Origin of the sequence: Streptomyces silvisoli (assembly GCF_029269905.1) — a bacterium.
GTDB lineage: Bacteria > Actinomycetota > Actinomycetes > Streptomycetales > Streptomycetaceae > Streptantibioticus_A > Streptantibioticus_A silvisoli_A.
Window position 1 is genome coordinate 89,208 of record NZ_JARJBC010000011.1, and the last position, 16,391, is coordinate 105,598.

Consider the following 16,391-nt stretch of genomic DNA (forward strand, 5'->3'; position numbering starts at 1 on the left):
GCGGGCAGGGGGCGGGGGCAGTTGGGATGGCGTGAGGAGATCGTTGCGGGGCTGGGTGAATGGATCGCGAACGAGGGGGGCGCGGGAAAGCCGGCGCGCTGGCAGCGCTTGGGGAGAGCGGTCCGCTCGGGTGGACCTGGTAGCTACGCGGTCGACCTGCGCGGCTTCGACATCGGTCCTGACCAGCTCGATGGCCTGAAACTCGCGGGGCCGGAGTCGGACAGCATCCAGGCGAGCGGGTTCTCCGTTTCTGAGATCGTTCAGAACGGCTCACTGCTCACGATGAAGGTCCCCGAGTTCGCCGACATCCCGGACCCGTATCTGTGGCTGCTGAAGCAGCCGCCGACCTTCCTGATCGAGGCGCTTCGTGACGGTGTCGCAGGGCTGGGCGAAGCCCCACTGGCCAGTGCGCTGGCCGCGGGGATGATTGGCGGCGAGTCGTCGGCGATGCCCGTACCGCCCGGCTTTCACCCTGCTCAGGGCGATGCCTACCGGGCATGTCTCGGCAAGGGCGTCCAGTTGGTGTGGGGGCCGCCGGGCACCGGCAAGACCACTGTCCTCAAACGCGCCATCGGCGACCTCATCGCAGCTGGTGACCGTGTGCTGCTGGTCTCTGCCACCAACATCGCCGTCGACAACGCACTGCTGGGAGTAGTCAAGGAGAAGCGGCACCGCCCCGGTGACATCGTCCGCGTCGGTCCCCCACAACTGAGGGAGGTAGCCGACAACCCCGAGGTGTCCCTCCCGGCCATGGTGCGTGAACGCCTCATGGAGGTCGAAGCGCGGCGCCGCGGGATCGAGGGCGAACTGGTGGCGATCCGCGCCCGCACCGCGGAACTAGCAGCGCTGGGCACGGAACTCGTCGGCTTCGACCCCGATGCATACTTCGCGGCGCTGAAGCTCCTGCGGATTCCCGGCCAAGACCTGGAATCCACCACCGCGCGGGCGGCTGACGGGAGCGCCCTGTTGGCAGGTGCAATACAGGCCCTGCAGCAGGCGGAGACAGCCGTGCACGAGGCGCGCTCGCGTGTCACAGCCGCCGATCCTGCACGTCGTCGGTGGGACGAGGCCGACGGGATCCGGAAGCAACAGACCCAGGTCCTCAAAGCGGCAGAGGGCAAGGACGCAGCGGCTCTGCTCAGCGAAGGCCAATGCCTGGAGCTGCGAGAGCAGTTACAGGAGTTGGAAGGCAAGGGCGCCCTGGCCAGATGGCGCGCGCGAGGGGGCATCGAAGGGCTCCGCCAGCGGCTGTACGAAGCTGAACAACAGGCAATCCTCGAACGCGGTGAAGCAAGAAGCGCTCGCTCCACGGCCGACGCCCACTACACCACGCTCGAAACGCGGTTGGTGGACCTGATCGCGGACATCCCCTATACACGCGAGCAGATCAGCGAACTCGATTCGGCGCTCGCATCGGCACGAGCCGCCAAGGAAGCCGCCGAGCGCCAGGTGTCCGCGGTACGACGTGAGGCCGAGAGCCGTGAACAGGCGGCACGGCGTGCCCGGGAGGCGCACGCCGTTGCAGCGCACGCGGAGCAGAGGGGCTGGCCAGCCCTTCACGCGAAGGCGGAGCGGCTACGGCCACTCGCGACGGCCGACAGCAAACGGCGCAGCGACCTGGAGAAGCAGTTCCAGCAGGTCCAGGAGGAGTACGAGCGGCTCGCTCGCAACGCTCAGGGTGAGATCATCAAGAGCGCCAGGCTGGTTGCCACCACACTGGCCAGGTTCCGTACGAACAAGGCGGTCTTCGAAGGCCCCTACGACGTCGTCCTGGTCGACGAGGCAGGGGCGGCAACGCTGCCCGAGGTGATCCTCGCCACCGGGAAGGCAGCTCGCGCCGCCGTGCTGCTTGGGGACTTCATGCAGCTCGGGGCCGTGATCCCGCAGGCGCTCAAGGACCTCGACCGGCCGGACGTCAAGCGCTGGCTACTCCCCGATGTCTTCCAGCACTGCGGGATCACGGACCCGGAGGACGCGGGGCGGCATCCGGCCTGCGTCACACTGGTCGAGCAGCACCGGTTCGGCCCAGCGGTCATGCGGCTGGCCAACGAACTGGCCTACGGAGGCGTGCTGCAGGGCAGCAGCCAGGTTCTGGCGCCGAGACCGCCTAACGACCCCGAGATCGTCCTCGTCGACACCGACGGGCTGCACGAACTGGCGCGAGCCCATCTGACCGGCAGCCGCAAAGGCTGGTGGGCGGCGGGTTCGCTGATCTCCAGGGCACTGGTCGAACTGCACCGCGAGGGCGGTGAGGAGGCTGGAATCGTCACGCCGTACGGGGTGCAGACCGAAGCCACCCTTGAAGCCCTCCGGGACGTTGAGCCCGAAGGCAGGCCACTGGCCGAGGTCGGCACGGCGCACCGGTTCCAGGGACGTGAGTTCCCCGTCGTCATCTTCGACACGGTGGAGGGAGCGGACAGCCGCGAGCTGTGGATGGCCCGCGCCCACCGTCAGCCGAACGCCAACGAGTGGGAGCGCAACGGAGTCCGGCTTTTCAACGTCGCGGTCACCCGAGTTCAGACGCGTCTGTACGTCATCGGCAGCTGGCAGCGCATCGAAGGGGCGAAGCGCGGTACGGCGCTCGCCCATCTGGCCGCGATGGTCGGTACACCTGGGGTACGACGCCTCCAGGCCAAACAGCTGATCACTCCGCCTCAGGCGCACGGCCCCCACCTCGGCGAGTTCGGCTCCGCCCTCGCGGAGGTGCTCAGTCGGCACGTGGAAGTCACTGACGTCCAAGACGAGTTGGCCTTCTACAGCACCTTCGAGGACCAGATCCGTGCGGCCAGGGCATCCTTGTGGCTGTGGGCGCCGTGGGTGGCGAACAGGGTCCGCGGCATCCTTCCCCTGTTGCGGGATGCGGTGCGGAGCGGAGTGCGGGTCACGGTCTTCATCCGTGACGACACCGACCAGATCCAGGGCAAGCCCGCGAATCAGGACCTCATCGCGGACCTGAGAGCCGTGGTGCACACGGTCGTTCCCATCAACGTCATGCACCAGAAGGTCGTGGTGATCGACGAGCGAACGGTGATGCTCGGGAGCCTCAACACGCTCTCCCAGAGCTGGACCCGGGAGGTGATGCTGACCATGCGCGGTGCGTATTTCGCTCGCAAGCTGATGGCGCACCTGAACGCCGAGGTGTTCTCCCGACCGCCCAAGTGCGGCAGATGCGGAGGCACGAGCATCGAGGTCCGGCGCCGCAAGAACGGCAACTGGTTCTGGCGCTGCTACGACGCCGTCTGCAAGGCGGGGCCCTCAGGCAGGAGCGACGCCTGGAACCGTGACATCCGGCTCAGCGGGACGCGTTGAGACGCGCCCCGGGCAGCCTCGCAATGGCTCGCTTCCATTCTGGCTACACGTCCGAATTTCAAGGTTTTCGGCACCAATGTGGAGCGTCATTCTGGTCATGGGAGCCCTCCTCGGGCGGGGGCGTGCAGGGCTCGTTGGGGGCGGCGATGGCGTATGTGCCGATCTTGAAGGGCAAGCGTGGTGAGTTCAGAGCGTTAGGGGAGATGGCGCCCGCTGTCCAGGCTGATGTTCATCCGGTCCTGGAAGTCGTGAACGATCAACTGCTACGGGACGTCATGGAGACCTTCCGCGAACACGCCTGGAACCAACTGCCACCGGGGTTGGATGTCGCCGTTGACTGCAGTGACCTCTGGCGGACTGGCCCGGTCGGAGGGGTTTGGTCCGGCCACCCGATGAACTGGCTCAGCGAAGCCTTCGGGGCATGGCTGCTTCCGCTCATTCCTGTCTTCCGCCCACACGATCCGCTTGGAGCGCTGGCGGAAACGCGTGATGTGCATCGTGCGCATCATCGTGGAGCCACCCTTCGGCTCCTCGTCCTCGAACTGTCCAGCGACGCATCAGCAATCTCTCGTACGTGCCGCGACGCCCTGCGGGCGGTGAAGCTCGTCCCGGAACAAGTGGATCTATTGCTCGACGCCGGCTATCTCTCGGGAGACGCGGCCGTGGCCGAAGCGCTGCCCGCGATGCTGCACGCGCTGAACTGGGCTCAGTCGGTGCCCTGGCGCAACATCGTGGTGGCGTCCGGCGCCTTTCCTCGTTCCTTGGCGCGCATGGTACGAGGGCGCCTCAACCGCGTGCACCGCTGGGATGCCTCGCTGTGGCACAAGGTCGCGCGAAGTACTGAGGGGAAGCCACCGCACTTCGGTGACTATGGCGTCAGTCATCCGGCGATGCCGATGGGTGGTCGAGGGAGCATCCCCAACCTTCGCTACACCAACGGCGAAGTCTGGGACGTCTACGTTGCATCTCGACGGCACCCCGGCAATGACGGCTTCTTTGCGATCTGTCGCGAGTTGGTGTGCTCCGACCGATGGCCCGCTCATGGTGAGACGGTGTCGTGGGGCGACGAGCAGATAGCGAGGTGCGCCCGGCGTGAACGCCCGAAGGGCGGTGGCCCCAGTGAATGGCGCGCGTGGGCGACGTCTCACCACTTGGCGGTAATCACTCAAGCATTGCGGTCGATGGGCAGCCCGTGAACCGCAAAGGACAGGGCTGCCCTCTTCGTGGGCGCGCCAAACTGTGTCCCCATCTCCTTCTCGCCAGAGCCGCTCTGCGGTTGGAGCGCGGGGAGGCACGGTGCCCTCAGCTGGTCTAGACAAAAAGCCCCAGGCCAGCTGGCCTGGGGTGTCTTTATGGAGCGGGTGACGGGAATCGAACCCGCGCTCTGAGCTTGGGAATCACTGGCGCCCGGGGGTGCTTATGGGGTCTGACCTGCGATTACGCCAAGGTTCAGTCCCGATTTCGCGAGCCGCCTGTGACCCTTCCTGACCTTTGTTGACCGCCTTGAAGGGCACGGATGGGGCACGGCGACGGGCGGGTGTCAGGAGCTTGTTTGCCTCCTGCCACCCGCAAGGTCAGCAGCCATACCGTTTGCTGCGCCCTGAGGACGACTCCGCAGGTGCAAACATCGGAAACTGCCTCGCTGTGCGCGAACGGCTGCCTCGCCTCATCCTGGGGATATGTGTCAGGCGAGGGCGAGGAAGAGCTTTTCGAGTTCCTCCTCGGTCATCGGGGCGGCGTCGGCCTGTTGCTCGGCGGTGAGGCACTGGCGCATTCCGCTGGCCACGATCTTGAAGCCGGCCCGGTCGAGGGCCCGGGAGACGGCGGCGAGCTGGGTGACGACGTCCTTGCAGTCGCGGCCGGCTTCGATCATGGCGATGACGCCGTTGAGCTGTCCCTGGGCGCGGCGCAGCCGGTTGAGGACCGCGCTCATCGCTTCTTCTTCGACCTTCACTGGACTCCTCCTGGCTGGTGTCGACTGCGCTGTTCAGGGTACCCCGGTGGGTATATGCCGGGTCAGTGGCGACCGGCGGGTTCCGGAGCGGGCGCCGCCGCCCCGGGCGGGTTTTCGGCGCGGTGGGCGCGCCTGCGCCGGAGCAGCAGCCCTGCCCCGATCGCGGGGACCGCGGCCAGGACAAAGGGGCCGGTCTGCCGGCTGAGGACGAAGAGGCCCATGGCGACGACGAACCAGCCGAAGCCGGCGCGCAGGGTGTGCTGGGGGATGCGTCCGGCGAAGCGCCCGCCGATGAGGCTGCCGAGGACGGCGGCCGCGGTGACGGCCAGGGCCAGGCTCCAGTCGAGGTGCGCGCCGGAGAAGTGTCCGGCCAGTCCGGCGAACGAGTTCATGGCGATGACCAGCAGCGAGGTGCCGACCGCGATGCCCATCGGCAGGCCGGCCAGCAGCGCCAGCGCGGGCACGATGAGGAAGCCGCCACCGGCGCCGAGGACGCCGGTGACCACGCCCACGACAAGGCCCTGCAACAGCAGGCGGTGGAGCGGGAGTTCGCGGTGTGCCTGCCGGGGAGGCTTGCGTGGGCCGCGGAGCATCGCGGCCGCCGTGGCGAGCATCATCAGCGCGAACGCGACCAGCAGCACGGTGTCCGGGATGTAGGCGGCCAGCCGTCCGCCCGCGTAGGCGCCGGCCATGCCCGCCAGGCCGAAGAGCGTCCCGGTGCGCCAGCGCACCCGGCCCGCGCGGGCATGGGAGACCAGGCCCGCGAGACTGGTGACGCCGACGACGAACAGCGAGGTGGTGATCGCCTGCTTGGTGTCCTGGCCGGCCAGGTAGACCAGGATCGGGACGGTGAGCATGGACCCGCCACCGCCCAGGATCCCGAGGAGGACCCCGATCAGCAGCGAGGCTGCGATGGCGAGAGCGGTCACGGCCGGCTCCTGAGGGCGGCGATCACCGAGCCGATGTCGGTGCGCGGGCCGCGGTTGTAGGGCAGCTTGGCGAGCAGCATGCCCATGGCGCAGGTGTTGGTGACCGCGGCGAAGGTGAGGCCGGCTCCGACCGCAGTGGCGACCAGACCAACGCCGGGCACCGCGAGGCCGATCAGCCCGGAGACGAGCACGATCGAACCGGCGATCAGCCGGACCTGGCGTTCCAGTTCCCAGCGGGCCGACCCGCGGGTCACCGGGCCGCCGGTCGCCTCCCAGGCAACCATGCCGCCGTCCAGGACGCGCAGGTTGGGCAGTCCGGCGTCGGCGAGTGCCTGCTCGGCCTGGGCGGCGCGGGCGCCGGAGCGGCATATCAGGACGGTGTCCTCGTCGAGGTGGTGGCGCAGCTCTGCGCGGTGCTCGCGCAGCGTGTCCAGGGGCACGTTGTAGGCGCCGGGGATGTGGACGGTGTGGAACTCGCCGGGAGTACGCACGTCCAGCAGGCGCGGGCCGCTGCCGTCCTTGGTGAGTTCCCTCAGGGCGGCGACGTCGAGTCTGGCGGGGGTGCGGGTGGGGGTGGTCATGGGGACTCCGTTGTCGGTTCTGCAAGGGCCGGGCGGGATACCCGCCCGGGTATGGACCAGGATGTGGCGGGGGATGGGTGTCCGGTGGTGCGGAGGGCTGATGACGGTCGGCCTCCGCGCCGGATCCCGGCGCCCGAGGGGTGCGGTCAGGTGGCGGCGGGTTCGGTGAGCAGCGCCCAGGCGCCGTAGCCGCCGAGTACGTCGGAGACGTCCTCGAAGCCGTGGTGGCGCAGCAGGCTGGCGGCGATGGAGGAGCGGTGTCCGCCGGCGCAGTGCAGTACCAGGGGGCGGCCGGCAGGGATCTCGTCCAGGCGGTGGGGCAGTTCGCCCAGTGCGATGTGCAGTGAGCCGTCGATGGAGCCGCCCGTGCGCTCGGAGCAGTTGCGGACGTCCAGGACCACCGGCGGCTGGTCACCGGCGAGGGCGGTGCGCAGCTGGTCGGCGGTCAGGCGGCTGGCCGGGGCGACCTCGTCGGGCATCGCCGCGAGGGCGTCGTCGGGGCTGCGCAGGTAGCCGGCCACGTGGTCGAAGCCGATGCGGGCGAGGCGGGTGGTGATCTCTCCCTCGCGGTTCTGCGGCGCGATGACCAGGATGCGGCTGTCGGGGGTCAGGACGGTGCCGGCCTGCTCGGCGAAGCGACCGTCGGCGGGGATGTTGATCGCGCCGCGCACATGGCCGGTGCCGAACTCCTGCGGGTTGCGGGCATCGACCACCACCGCTCCGGCCGCGCGCTCGGTGCGGAACTCTTCCACCGACAGCGGCCGGGGCGCGGCAGCCGGGTCGAACAGGTCGCGCTCCTGGCGGTTGAGGGTGGCGTCGTAGGCGAAGTAGCCGGGTGCGGCGGACTGTCCGGCGGTGACGACGGCGGCGAACTCGTCCTCGCTCATCGGCCGGCAGGCGTAGTTGGTGGCGCGCTGGGCGCCGATGGTGGACTGCTTCTCGGTGGAGAGGTTCTTGCCGCAGGCCGAGCCGGCGCCGTGGGCGGGGAAGACCCGCACCTCGTCGGGCAGGCCCATCAGCTTGTGCTGCACGCTGTGGTGGAGCATCCGGCCGAGTTCCTCGGCGGTGACGCCCACCGAGGCGAGCAGGTCGGGACGGCCGACATCGCCGATGAACAGCGCGTCTCCGGTCAGCACTCCGTAGGGGACCTCGTCGACGGCGTGTTCGTAGACCAGGACGCTGATCGACTCCGGGGTGTGGCCGGGGGTCTCCATGATCTGCAGGGTGACGTCGCCGAGGCTGATCCGCTCGCCGTCGGCGAGCTTGCGGATCGGGTACTCGGTCTCGGCGCGCTGCCCGTAGCCGATCCAAGCGCCGGTGCGGGCGGCCATCTCCAGGTGGCCTGCGATGAAGTCGGCGTGGAAGTGGGTGTTGATGACGGCCTCGACGGTGAAGCCGTGTGCCTGGGCGTCGGACAGGTACTCGGAGATGTCCCGGCGCGGGTCGACGACCACCGCCTTGCCGGTGGACTCGTCGGCGATCATGTACGACGCCTGGGAGAGGCAGTCGAGGTAGTACTGGGCGAAGAACACGGGGAACAACCTTTCCGATCCAGGATCTACACCGGGCTCGATATACCCGGTGGGGTATTAAAACGGGCAGGGTGGGGCCATGGCCGGTCGGTGACAGGCCGCGGCTTCGGGTAGGTCAGCGCGGATGCGGGACGGTGGCGAGGGGGTGTCCGGCCTGGGCCCAGCCGCGGGCGCCGCCGTTGACTGAGCGCTCGTCGATGCCGCGGGCGCACATCCAGTCGGCGGCCCCCAGGCTGGGGATACCGCTCGCGCAGATCGCATATGCCGGCCGATCCGTGGGGGCGTCGCCCCAGGCGGGCAGCTTCGCGAGCGGCACGAGCAGTGCGCCGGGCACGTGTCCCGCGCGGTACTCATCCGGCTCGTGCACGTCCAGGAGGACGAAGCCGCCCTCGGCCCAGGACCCGGCGAAGGTGTCGAGGTCGATTTCACGGGTCACGCCATTCCTCCTTCCATATACCCCCCCCGGGTATCTTGTTTTCGAACGTAACGCCTCAGAGCCGCTGCCGTCAAATACCCCCCGGGGTATCTCTGTGGGGCGGTGAGCGGTTCGGATTGGAGGCCATGGAACCGCCCGCTGTGCACCACTGCGGCGCGGTCGACCTCGCCGGCGGGCACCACGAGCGCCGACTACGTTTCGTCGTCCGGCCCCCCCAAGGCCGGCCCGCAGCCGTTCCGAACTCGGCTCACTCCCGCAGGCGGTTCTCGTACATGCGCAGAGCGACGACGAGACCGGAGGCGGCGATGAGGGCAGTGACGGCCCAGATCGCGGTCGTCAGGCCGTAGGCGTCGGCGAAGGCTTCGACGAGCAGGGCGGCTCCCACTGCGAAGCCGCCGTCGCGCCACAGCTGGTAGACGCCGACCGTGCGGTCCCGCCAGGCGGGATGGGCGACGTCGCCGAGTCGAGGAGGACGCCGCTTACGGCGTGGCGCAGGTCACGCAATGCGATCTCGGTGTTCGAGACCGCCGCGACGCTGTTCCCGGACTGCGGGGCCCGCACTGCTCAACTTCGGCCCGCCGAACGCCTCTTGTGGTGCGCGAGTGGTGCGGTGCCCCAAACTGGTCTGGGTAACGAAAAAGGCCCAGGTCGCTGACCTGGGCCTTTCATCAAGAGCGGGCGACGAGAATCGAACTCGCGCTCTGAGCTTGGGAAGCTCATGCTCCACCTGAGTTCGATCGGCGAGAACTGCTGTCCGCGCGCATCATGGCCACCAACATCCGGGATCTGGCAGCCCCGACGTGGAGTCGCTTGCGCAGCGTCTCGGCCGAGATGGGGCGCTTGTGCGTCTCCCAGTGCCATGCGTCTTCTCGACGGGCCGAGTCAAGGAGATCATCTTCCAGGGAACGTTCCCCGTCGAGCGGCTCACAGGCTTGTTGAGGAGGCGAGTTGGAGTCCTCGGCGTTCGGGTCGCTCGCTTCGGCCGGGCTCGGCGCCTTGTTGGCCCGGTCCTGCTCAACGGCTGGAGAGGTGAGCGGAATCGGCGCCGCCGCGTGGACTCCATTGATGGCTTGCAGCAAGCCGGGGCCTACCTCAGCCCATCCGATCAGCAGCAGCGGCCCAACCGCATCGAACGCGGCCTTACCCACCTGGTCGGTGATCACCGGATCCGCCACGTTCAGCGCCAGCGTCATCACGCTGGAGAAGACCAGGAGTCGCCGCGCAGGGCGCAGTTGCTCGCGACTCGCTCCGTGCAGCGCCAAGTATCGCGTTCCCAGCAACAGTCCCAGAACCGACAGGTCCACGGCTGGGGCCACCAACGGAGCGACCACAGTGGGCACCCCCAACCGCAGCGCCAACAGCCACACGTTCCCGAACCCGAACAAAAACGTGAGCCCGACAACCGCACCCATGATCGCCGTGACCACGCGGAGAGTGGTCACCTGCTCGACGTCAGCGCCAACGTCACAAGCAGTAGTCGGCGGCCTCCTCACACCCGCCATCACAGGGCCCCGTCCTTCGTCGTGGGGCGGAACTGTCCCTCCACGATGAGTTGTCCAGGAGGAAACTGCTGGTCAGCCCTGCATCCTTCTGCGTGTAGTCCCGCCGGGGGCACTCACAGCATCCCCCACTGGTCCTCCCACGAAGCCCCTTGCCCTGCGATTACGTGGATGTCGTCAGCCGGGCCGCTCAAGCCACAAGTCGATTCGCGCGGAGGGCGAGAACCTCGGCCAAGGTGTGGTGGGTAGCCCGGGCCCCATGAGTGCGACGGCGCGGAGGAAGCGCCGTTTCCCGACAGCCTTCCGACGCGGATCACGGCGCGGTGGTCTACACGCTGGTGGTCGCGCCGTGCACGGTCCAGTACGCGCCGGGCGGAGAGCCGCCGTCCCCTCGCGCCACCGCGAGATCCAGGGCCGACCTGCCCGCGCCCGCGCCCGCGGCTGCGGTGTCTGTCGGCAGCGTACCGCTGCCGGGTGAGCCCCAGGGGAGGGGTTTGTGGCCGGTTCACACGCTGTGATGTGCTTGCCGTGAGTCGTAGCGGTCGTCGGGACGGGGATCACCGGCGTGCGGGAGGAGGTGACGGGATGGCTCGGGTCACCGTCAGCGTTCCGGGCCCGAAAGGGCATGGGGCCGACCCACTCGCCTCCCGGGAGTCCACGGCCTGGGTCAGCGGCCTGCTGCGCGGCGGCTGGGCCGCGGTGTTCGTGCCGGGGGAACCGGACCGTACCGGGCGGATGGTGCTGTGGCAGCCCAAGGACGCCACGTACCAAGCGCCTTCAGCGCCCCCGGCCGGTACAGAGACGACAGAGCTGGAACTGGTCCTTCCGCACGGGCGCGGAGTGCGCCGCCGCGCCGTCACCGGGTATGCCGTACCGCCCGCCCAGGCCCTGGCCGCGCTGGTTCGCGGTGGGCCGACACATCCTTCCGCGGTCGCCTGGGCCGCCGCCGCCCGCCTCGCCCTGCGTCTGATCGCCCAGGGCAGGCTGTATCCGGCGCTCAGCGAGCAGAGTTACGACGCGTGGCGGGTGGGACCGTACGACACGGAGAATCGGCAGGCCGTCAGCGCGCTGGCCGCGGCGTTCCCGCCGTACGCCCACTGCCTGCCACTGCCTGGTACGTCACCGGTCCGGATCGCCGAACCCGGGCCGCTCATCCGCGACTTCATCGACGCCGTCGCCGACACTCTGGTGCGCCCCCCGGCAGCCCCGCTCGCCTTCGGCGATCTCCCGTACGCCTGGCGAGCCGTGCGGCCGGTGCCCGCCCTGCGCGAATGGGCCGAGGAGACCGACGCCGGGCTGTCCGCCAAGGTCGCCGTGAGCCTGCGGGTGGAGCCCCCGGAAGGCGGGCGCACACAGTTCCGCGCCGTCGTCCAACTGCACACCGCCGACGACCCGTCCCTGGTGGTCGAGGCCGCGGACCTGTGGGCCGACCCGGAATCCGTACAGCGTCTACTCGGGGCGCGCGCCGAGGCCGAGACGCTTCTGGCACTGCGCCGCGGCTCCCGCGCCTGGGAACCGCTCGGGCGGCTGCTGCGGGAGGCCGCGCCTGACCAGCTGCTGCTCACCGACGACGAAGCACTTGAGCTGTTCGGCGACGCCACCGGCACGCTGAGCAGCGCGGGCATCGGTGTCCACTGGCCTCGAGAACTCGTCAAGGCCCTCACCTCCCGCGCCGAGGTCGGACAGGCCAGTGCCCCGCGCTCTGCCGCCCCCGCTCTGCTCGACACCGACAGCCTGCTCGAGTTCCGCTGGCAGATCTCGCTCGGCGGTGAACCGCTCACCGAGGCCGAGTTGGACGCCCTCGCCGACTCACGCCGGCCGCTGATCCGGTTGCGCGACCGGTGGGTGATCGCCGACCCCAAGCTCGTCGCCCGTGCCAAGCGCCGCCGTATGGAACCGCTCAGTCCCACGGAGGCCCTCACCGCAGCCCTCACCGGCGAGGCCCTGGTCGACGGCGAGTTCGTCGCGTGCCAGGCCGTCGGCGCACTGGCCGAACTCACCGACCGTATCCGCGACCCGCAAGCCCGCGAGAAGATGGAGCAGCCCGCCGCTCTCAGGGCCACTCTGCGCGACTACCAGCGCCGTGGACTGGCCTGGCTGGCCGACATGTGCGAACTGGGCCTCGGCGGTTGCCTCGCTGACGACATGGGCCTGGGCAAGACCATCACCCTGATCGCCCTCCACCTGCACCGCCAGGGCGACCCCGGCACCGTCGGGCCTACGTTGGTGGTCTGCCCCACCTCGCTGCTCGGCAACTGGGAGCGCGAAGCACAGAAGTTCGCGCCCGGCACTCCGGTACGCCGCTTCCACGGCGGCGAGCGGCACCTCGACGACCTTGCCGCCGACGAGATCGTCCTCGTGACCTACGGTGTGCTGCGCCGCGACCGGGAACGTCTCGCCGAGGTCGTCTGGGGCCTGGTCGCCGCCGACGAGGCCCAGCACGCCAAGAACCCGTACAGCGCCACCGCCCGCGCGCTGCGCGCCCTGCGCGGCAGAGCACGCGTGGCGCTGACCGGCACTCCCGTCGAGAACAACCTCTCCGAGCTGTGGGCCATCCTCGACTGGACCACCCCAGGGCTGCTCGGCACACTCGCCGCCTTCCGTGAACGCCACGCCCGCGCCGTCGAATCCGGCGCAGCCGACGGCGAGGGCGCCGCGGCCGCGATACGCCTCAACCGCCTGGTACGCCCCTTCCTGCTGCGCCGCAAGAAGTCCGATCCCGGTATCGCGCCCGAACTGCCGCCGAAGACCGAGACCGACCGGGTCGTGCCCCTGACGACCGAACAGGCCACCCTGTACCAGGCCGTGGTCCGCGAGACCATGGACCGTATCCGCGACAGTGAAGGCATCGCCCGGCGCGGGCTCGTACTCAAACTCCTCACCGGCCTCAAGCAGATCTGCAACCACCCCGCCCAGTACCTGCGCCAGTCCAGCCCGCTGACCGGCCGCTCCGGCAAGCTCGAACTGCTCGACGAACTCCTGGAGACCATCACCGCGGAAGGCGAGTCCGTCCTGGTGTTCACCCAGTACGTCAGCATGGCCCGGCTCATCGAACGCCACCTGGCCGACCAGGGCATGGCGCCGCTCCTGCTGCACGGCGGCACGCCAGTCGCCCGCCGCGAGGAGATGGTCGCCGCCTTCCAGGCAGGCACGGCCCCGGTCTTCCTGCTTTCACTCAAAGCCGCGGGCACGGGCCTCAACCTCACCCGCGCCACTCATGTCGTGCACTACGACCGCTGGTGGAACCCGGCCGTCGAGGACCAGGCCACCGACCGCGCCTACCGCATCGGCCAGGACCGCCCCGTACAGGTCCACCGGCTCGTCACCGAGGGCACCGTGGAGGACAGGGTGGCACGGCTCGTCGAAGGAAAACGAGCGCTCGCGGAGGCCGTGGTCGGCTCCGGTGAAGCCGCGCTCACCGAACTCGGCGACGACGAACTCGCCGAACTCGTCGCCCTGCGCAGGCACTCATGAGCCCCGCCCGCCGCTCCCCCACCCGCGGCAAGCGGGCCTTCGCGGCCACATGGTGGGGCCACGCCTGGGTCACCGCGCTGGAGGACTCCTCCCTCGACTCCGGGCGGCTTTCCCGCGGTCGCACCTACGCCCGCCAGGGCATGGTCGGCGAGGTCACCGTCTCGCCCGGCATCGTCACAGCCCCCGTCCAGGGCAGCAGGCCACGCCCGTACCGCACATCAGTCCGCATACCGACGCTGACCGATCGCCAGTGGGACACCCTGCTTCAGGTGATCGCCACCCGCGCCGGGCACACCGCGGCACTACTCGACGGCGAGATGCCGCAGGACCTCGTCGACGACGCCCGAAGTGCCGGCGTCCCCCTCCTGCCGCTGCCGACCGAGCTCGATCCCCACTGCTCCTGCCCGGACTGGGGCTACCCCTGCAAACACGCCGCCGCCCTCTGCTACGCCATCGCCGCAAGCATCGACGCCGACCCCTTCGTCCTGTTCGCCCTGCGCGGCCGTACGAAGGAGAGAATTTTCGAGGAACTCCGCCGCCGAAGGGGCCGTACCACGGGCGCGGGTCCACCCGCCCCGCAGTCCACCCCGCCCGGTCTGCCCGCGGCCGCCGCGTACGCCCGCTGGGCCGCGGACCGACCCGAACTACCCGAACCGCCCGCCCTCACCGCCACCCGGACACCAGCCCTTCCGCCAGAGCCGCCCCGGGCCTCCGGCCTGACCGCCACCGGACTGCGGCGCCTCGCCGCCGACGCCGCCGCCCGCGCCGCCCGGCTGCTGGCCGGCGACACCACATCCCTGGAACTCACCCAGCACCAGGACGCGTTGCGCCTGGCCGCCGCCCACAGGGACGCCGAGTGGTTCCACAACATCCAGACCGGGACGGGCATCCGCCCAACCGAACTCGCCCGCCTCACAAGGGCCTGGCGGAACGGCGGTCCCGCCGGTGTGACCGCGGCCGAGAAGCCGTTCACCCCGGACCCCGCAACGATGGCCGCGGCCCGGACCGCGCTGACCCGGGCCCTACAGGACGTGGATGACAACAAGGCCCAGCCGCGACTGCGCGCGTGGCGCAACCGCCTCACCCTGGAAGGAGCCGGACTGCAACTCCGTCTCGGCCCGGACATGCGCTGGCATCCGTACGAGCGTGAGGACACCGAGTGGTGGCCGTGCGCCGCAGCCGACCCGGACCCGGTCGCTGCCCTCGCCGCGGCCTGGGAGAAACGCCAGGAACCCGCGGGCAGTTGACACCTGAGGCCGCCGGAACCGGCGCCGCCAGATGGTGTGGTCCGCAGCGGTGCGGCCGCACCGCCACCCGGCGTCACAAGTGCGAACATGCCGCGTGACCTGGACGGAGGCGGCGCGCAGCCCGACGTCATCCTTCCGACCCCGGCCGGTTGACGCGAACAGCGACTCCCCGGCCCTCACCCCTCGCCGTGTTGCGTCATGAAAACCGCCTCTGTGGTCCTGCACAACCGCCCTACCGCCCCCCGCAGTGACTGCCAGGAATGCAGCCCGACCAGCACCCCGGCCGGGGCCGCCGGCCACCAGCAGGTGCCGAGGAGGGTGAGGGCGGTGCTCCACGCCAGCGCCTCGCAGGCCGCGTCGTAGGCGTCGCGGGCGTCGCTCAGGGCGGTGCGGGACGTGTCCGGCACCACCAGCAGCAGCTTGGGCCACTCGCTCGCGACGTCGAGTCCCGTCCCCGCTTTGACGTGTGCCTCGGTGGCGCGGAGCCGGTCTCCCGACCAGGTGGGGGAGCTGGGCCTGGTCGACGCGGTACGGGCGCGGCGAGCGTCGAGCCGATCGGCGCGGAGTGTCCTCCCCGCGGCTCGTGCCCGGACCGCCTCCTTCCCGATGTCCTCGGGATGTGTCCAGCACCGTTCGCGCCACCCGGTCAGTCGCCGCCCCAGTGGCATCAGCCACCAGGGCCAGGCCCCCGATGTCAGCGCACCGATCGCCCGCGCGACGACCGGTACCGCGAACGCGGCCGCCACCACCGCCACCGCGTAGAGCACGAGCGACGCGACGGCACGGGTGGAGGTGCCACCGCTCACCCGCAGCGCACCGGCGATCCGTTCGCGGGCGAGACCGAGGTCGTCCCAGTGGCGCTGGCCGAGCTGCCCGCCGCCCACGGCCGCGACCACGACGAACAAAGCGGCGGGCAGCAACCGTCGCAGGAACCATCCGTCGGGTATGCGCTTTTGGAGTTCGACGAGCAGTCCCACGGCCTCAGCCGTCCACCAGTCGCATCGGCTGACTGGCCAGAGCGCACACCGGCGTCTGCGCCTCCGCTCCCTCGCGCAGGTCAACCCGGGCGCAGCGGCCCGTGGGACAGATCCAGCCGACGGACCGCGGCGGTGGGCCGGACGGCCAGCCGCCCGCGCCCATCGTGGTACGCAGACCGATCCCGCCGGGGATCCCGGCCGCCTCGGCCGCGTCGTGCAACTCGCGGACGGCGTCCCGCCATTCACCGGCGCAGGGGTCACCGTCCCGGACGACCGCGAAGGACGGCTCCCACAGTTCCGGGCCGATCAGTTCGCGTAACGCGTCGATGTTGCGGCAGAGGTACTCGACGGCGTCCTCGTACACCCTGTGCGCCTTCGCCCCGTCCCCCACCGCAGACTCCCTGAAAGTCCGGAGAAACACTGCCCCCTGATGCGCGGATCAGACTAGTGTAC

13 protein-coding genes and 1 tRNA gene are annotated in these 16,391 nt (G+C 70.0%); 4 read left to right on the forward strand and 10 right to left on the reverse strand.

The genetic code is table 11. The features are described 5' to 3' along the window. Positions 1–108: 108 nt before the first annotated feature. Both P3G67_RS18960 and P3G67_RS18965 read left to right on the forward strand, forming a co-directional pair. Positions 109–3,309, forward strand: a complete 3,201-nt coding sequence (locus P3G67_RS18960; protein ID WP_276094497.1) for an AAA domain-containing protein — start codon at positions 109–111, stop codon at positions 3,307–3,309. Positions 3,310–3,455: 146 nt separating this feature from the next. After that, entirely contained in the window at positions 3,456–4,505 is a 1,050-nt protein-coding gene (locus P3G67_RS18965) for a beta family protein (protein WP_276094498.1), read from the forward strand. A 488-nt stretch (positions 4,506–4,993) separates the two neighbouring features. On the opposite strand, the gene P3G67_RS18970 is transcribed toward P3G67_RS18965, so the two are convergent. From P3G67_RS18970 to P3G67_RS19005, 8 genes are all read right to left on the reverse strand, one after another. Continuing rightward, entirely contained in the window at positions 4,994–5,242 is a 249-nt protein-coding gene (locus P3G67_RS18970; RefSeq protein WP_275817510.1) for a metal-sensitive transcriptional regulator, read from the reverse strand. A gap of 83 nt (positions 5,243–5,325) precedes the next feature. After that, positions 5,326–6,192: a sulfite exporter TauE/SafE family protein gene (locus tag P3G67_RS18975; RefSeq protein WP_276094499.1), complete on the reverse strand. Its 867-nt coding sequence runs from the start codon at positions 6,190–6,192 to the stop codon at positions 5,326–5,328. Next, positions 6,189–6,773: a rhodanese-like domain-containing protein gene (locus P3G67_RS18980; RefSeq protein WP_276094500.1), complete on the reverse strand. Its 585-nt coding sequence runs from the start codon at positions 6,771–6,773 to the stop codon at positions 6,189–6,191. Before P3G67_RS18980 ends, P3G67_RS18975 begins: the two co-directional genes overlap by 4 nt. Before the next feature lie 146 nt (positions 6,774–6,919). After that, positions 6,920–8,305: an MBL fold metallo-hydrolase gene (locus tag P3G67_RS18985; protein WP_276094501.1), complete on the reverse strand. Its 1,386-nt coding sequence runs from the start codon at positions 8,303–8,305 to the stop codon at positions 6,920–6,922. A gap of 115 nt (positions 8,306–8,420) precedes the next feature. Beyond that, positions 8,421–8,741, reverse strand: coding sequence for a rhodanese-like domain-containing protein (locus P3G67_RS18990; protein WP_275817466.1), 321 nt, complete (start codon positions 8,739–8,741; stop codon positions 8,421–8,423). Between the two features lie 247 nt (positions 8,742–8,988). Next, positions 8,989–9,126 (reverse strand): hypothetical protein, encoded by a 138-nt coding sequence (locus P3G67_RS18995; RefSeq protein WP_276094502.1) that lies wholly within the window; start codon positions 9,124–9,126, stop codon positions 8,989–8,991. Positions 9,127–9,414: 288 nt separating this feature from the next. After that, a tRNA-Gly gene (locus P3G67_RS19000) sits at positions 9,415–9,499 on the reverse strand. Then, entirely contained in the window at positions 9,458–10,183 is a 726-nt protein-coding gene (locus P3G67_RS19005; protein WP_275817468.1) for a SpdA protein, read from the reverse strand. The genes P3G67_RS19000 and P3G67_RS19005 overlap by 42 nt, the downstream gene beginning before the upstream one ends. 642 nt (positions 10,184–10,825) lie before the next feature. Here P3G67_RS19005 and P3G67_RS19010 point away from each other — a divergent pair. Beyond that, positions 10,826–13,714 (forward strand): DEAD/DEAH box helicase, encoded by a 2,889-nt coding sequence (locus P3G67_RS19010; RefSeq protein WP_276094503.1) that lies wholly within the window; start codon positions 10,826–10,828, stop codon positions 13,712–13,714. Then, on the forward strand, positions 13,711–14,961 hold the full coding sequence (locus P3G67_RS19015) for an SWIM zinc finger family protein (RefSeq protein ID WP_276094504.1): 1,251 nt from the start codon (positions 13,711–13,713) through the stop codon (positions 14,959–14,961). Before P3G67_RS19010 ends, P3G67_RS19015 begins: the two co-directional genes overlap by 4 nt. Before the next feature lie 176 nt (positions 14,962–15,137). On the opposite strand, the gene P3G67_RS19020 is transcribed toward P3G67_RS19015, so the two are convergent. Both P3G67_RS19020 and P3G67_RS19025 read right to left on the reverse strand, forming a co-directional pair. Next, complete coding sequence (locus P3G67_RS19020) at positions 15,138–15,938, reverse strand: hypothetical protein (RefSeq protein ID WP_276094505.1); 801 nt, start codon at positions 15,936–15,938, stop codon at positions 15,138–15,140. 4 nt (positions 15,939–15,942) lie between these two features. Continuing rightward, on the reverse strand, positions 15,943–16,329 hold the full coding sequence (locus P3G67_RS19025; protein ID WP_276094506.1) for a hypothetical protein: 387 nt from the start codon (positions 16,327–16,329) through the stop codon (positions 15,943–15,945). Positions 16,330–16,391: the final 62 nt, after the last annotated feature.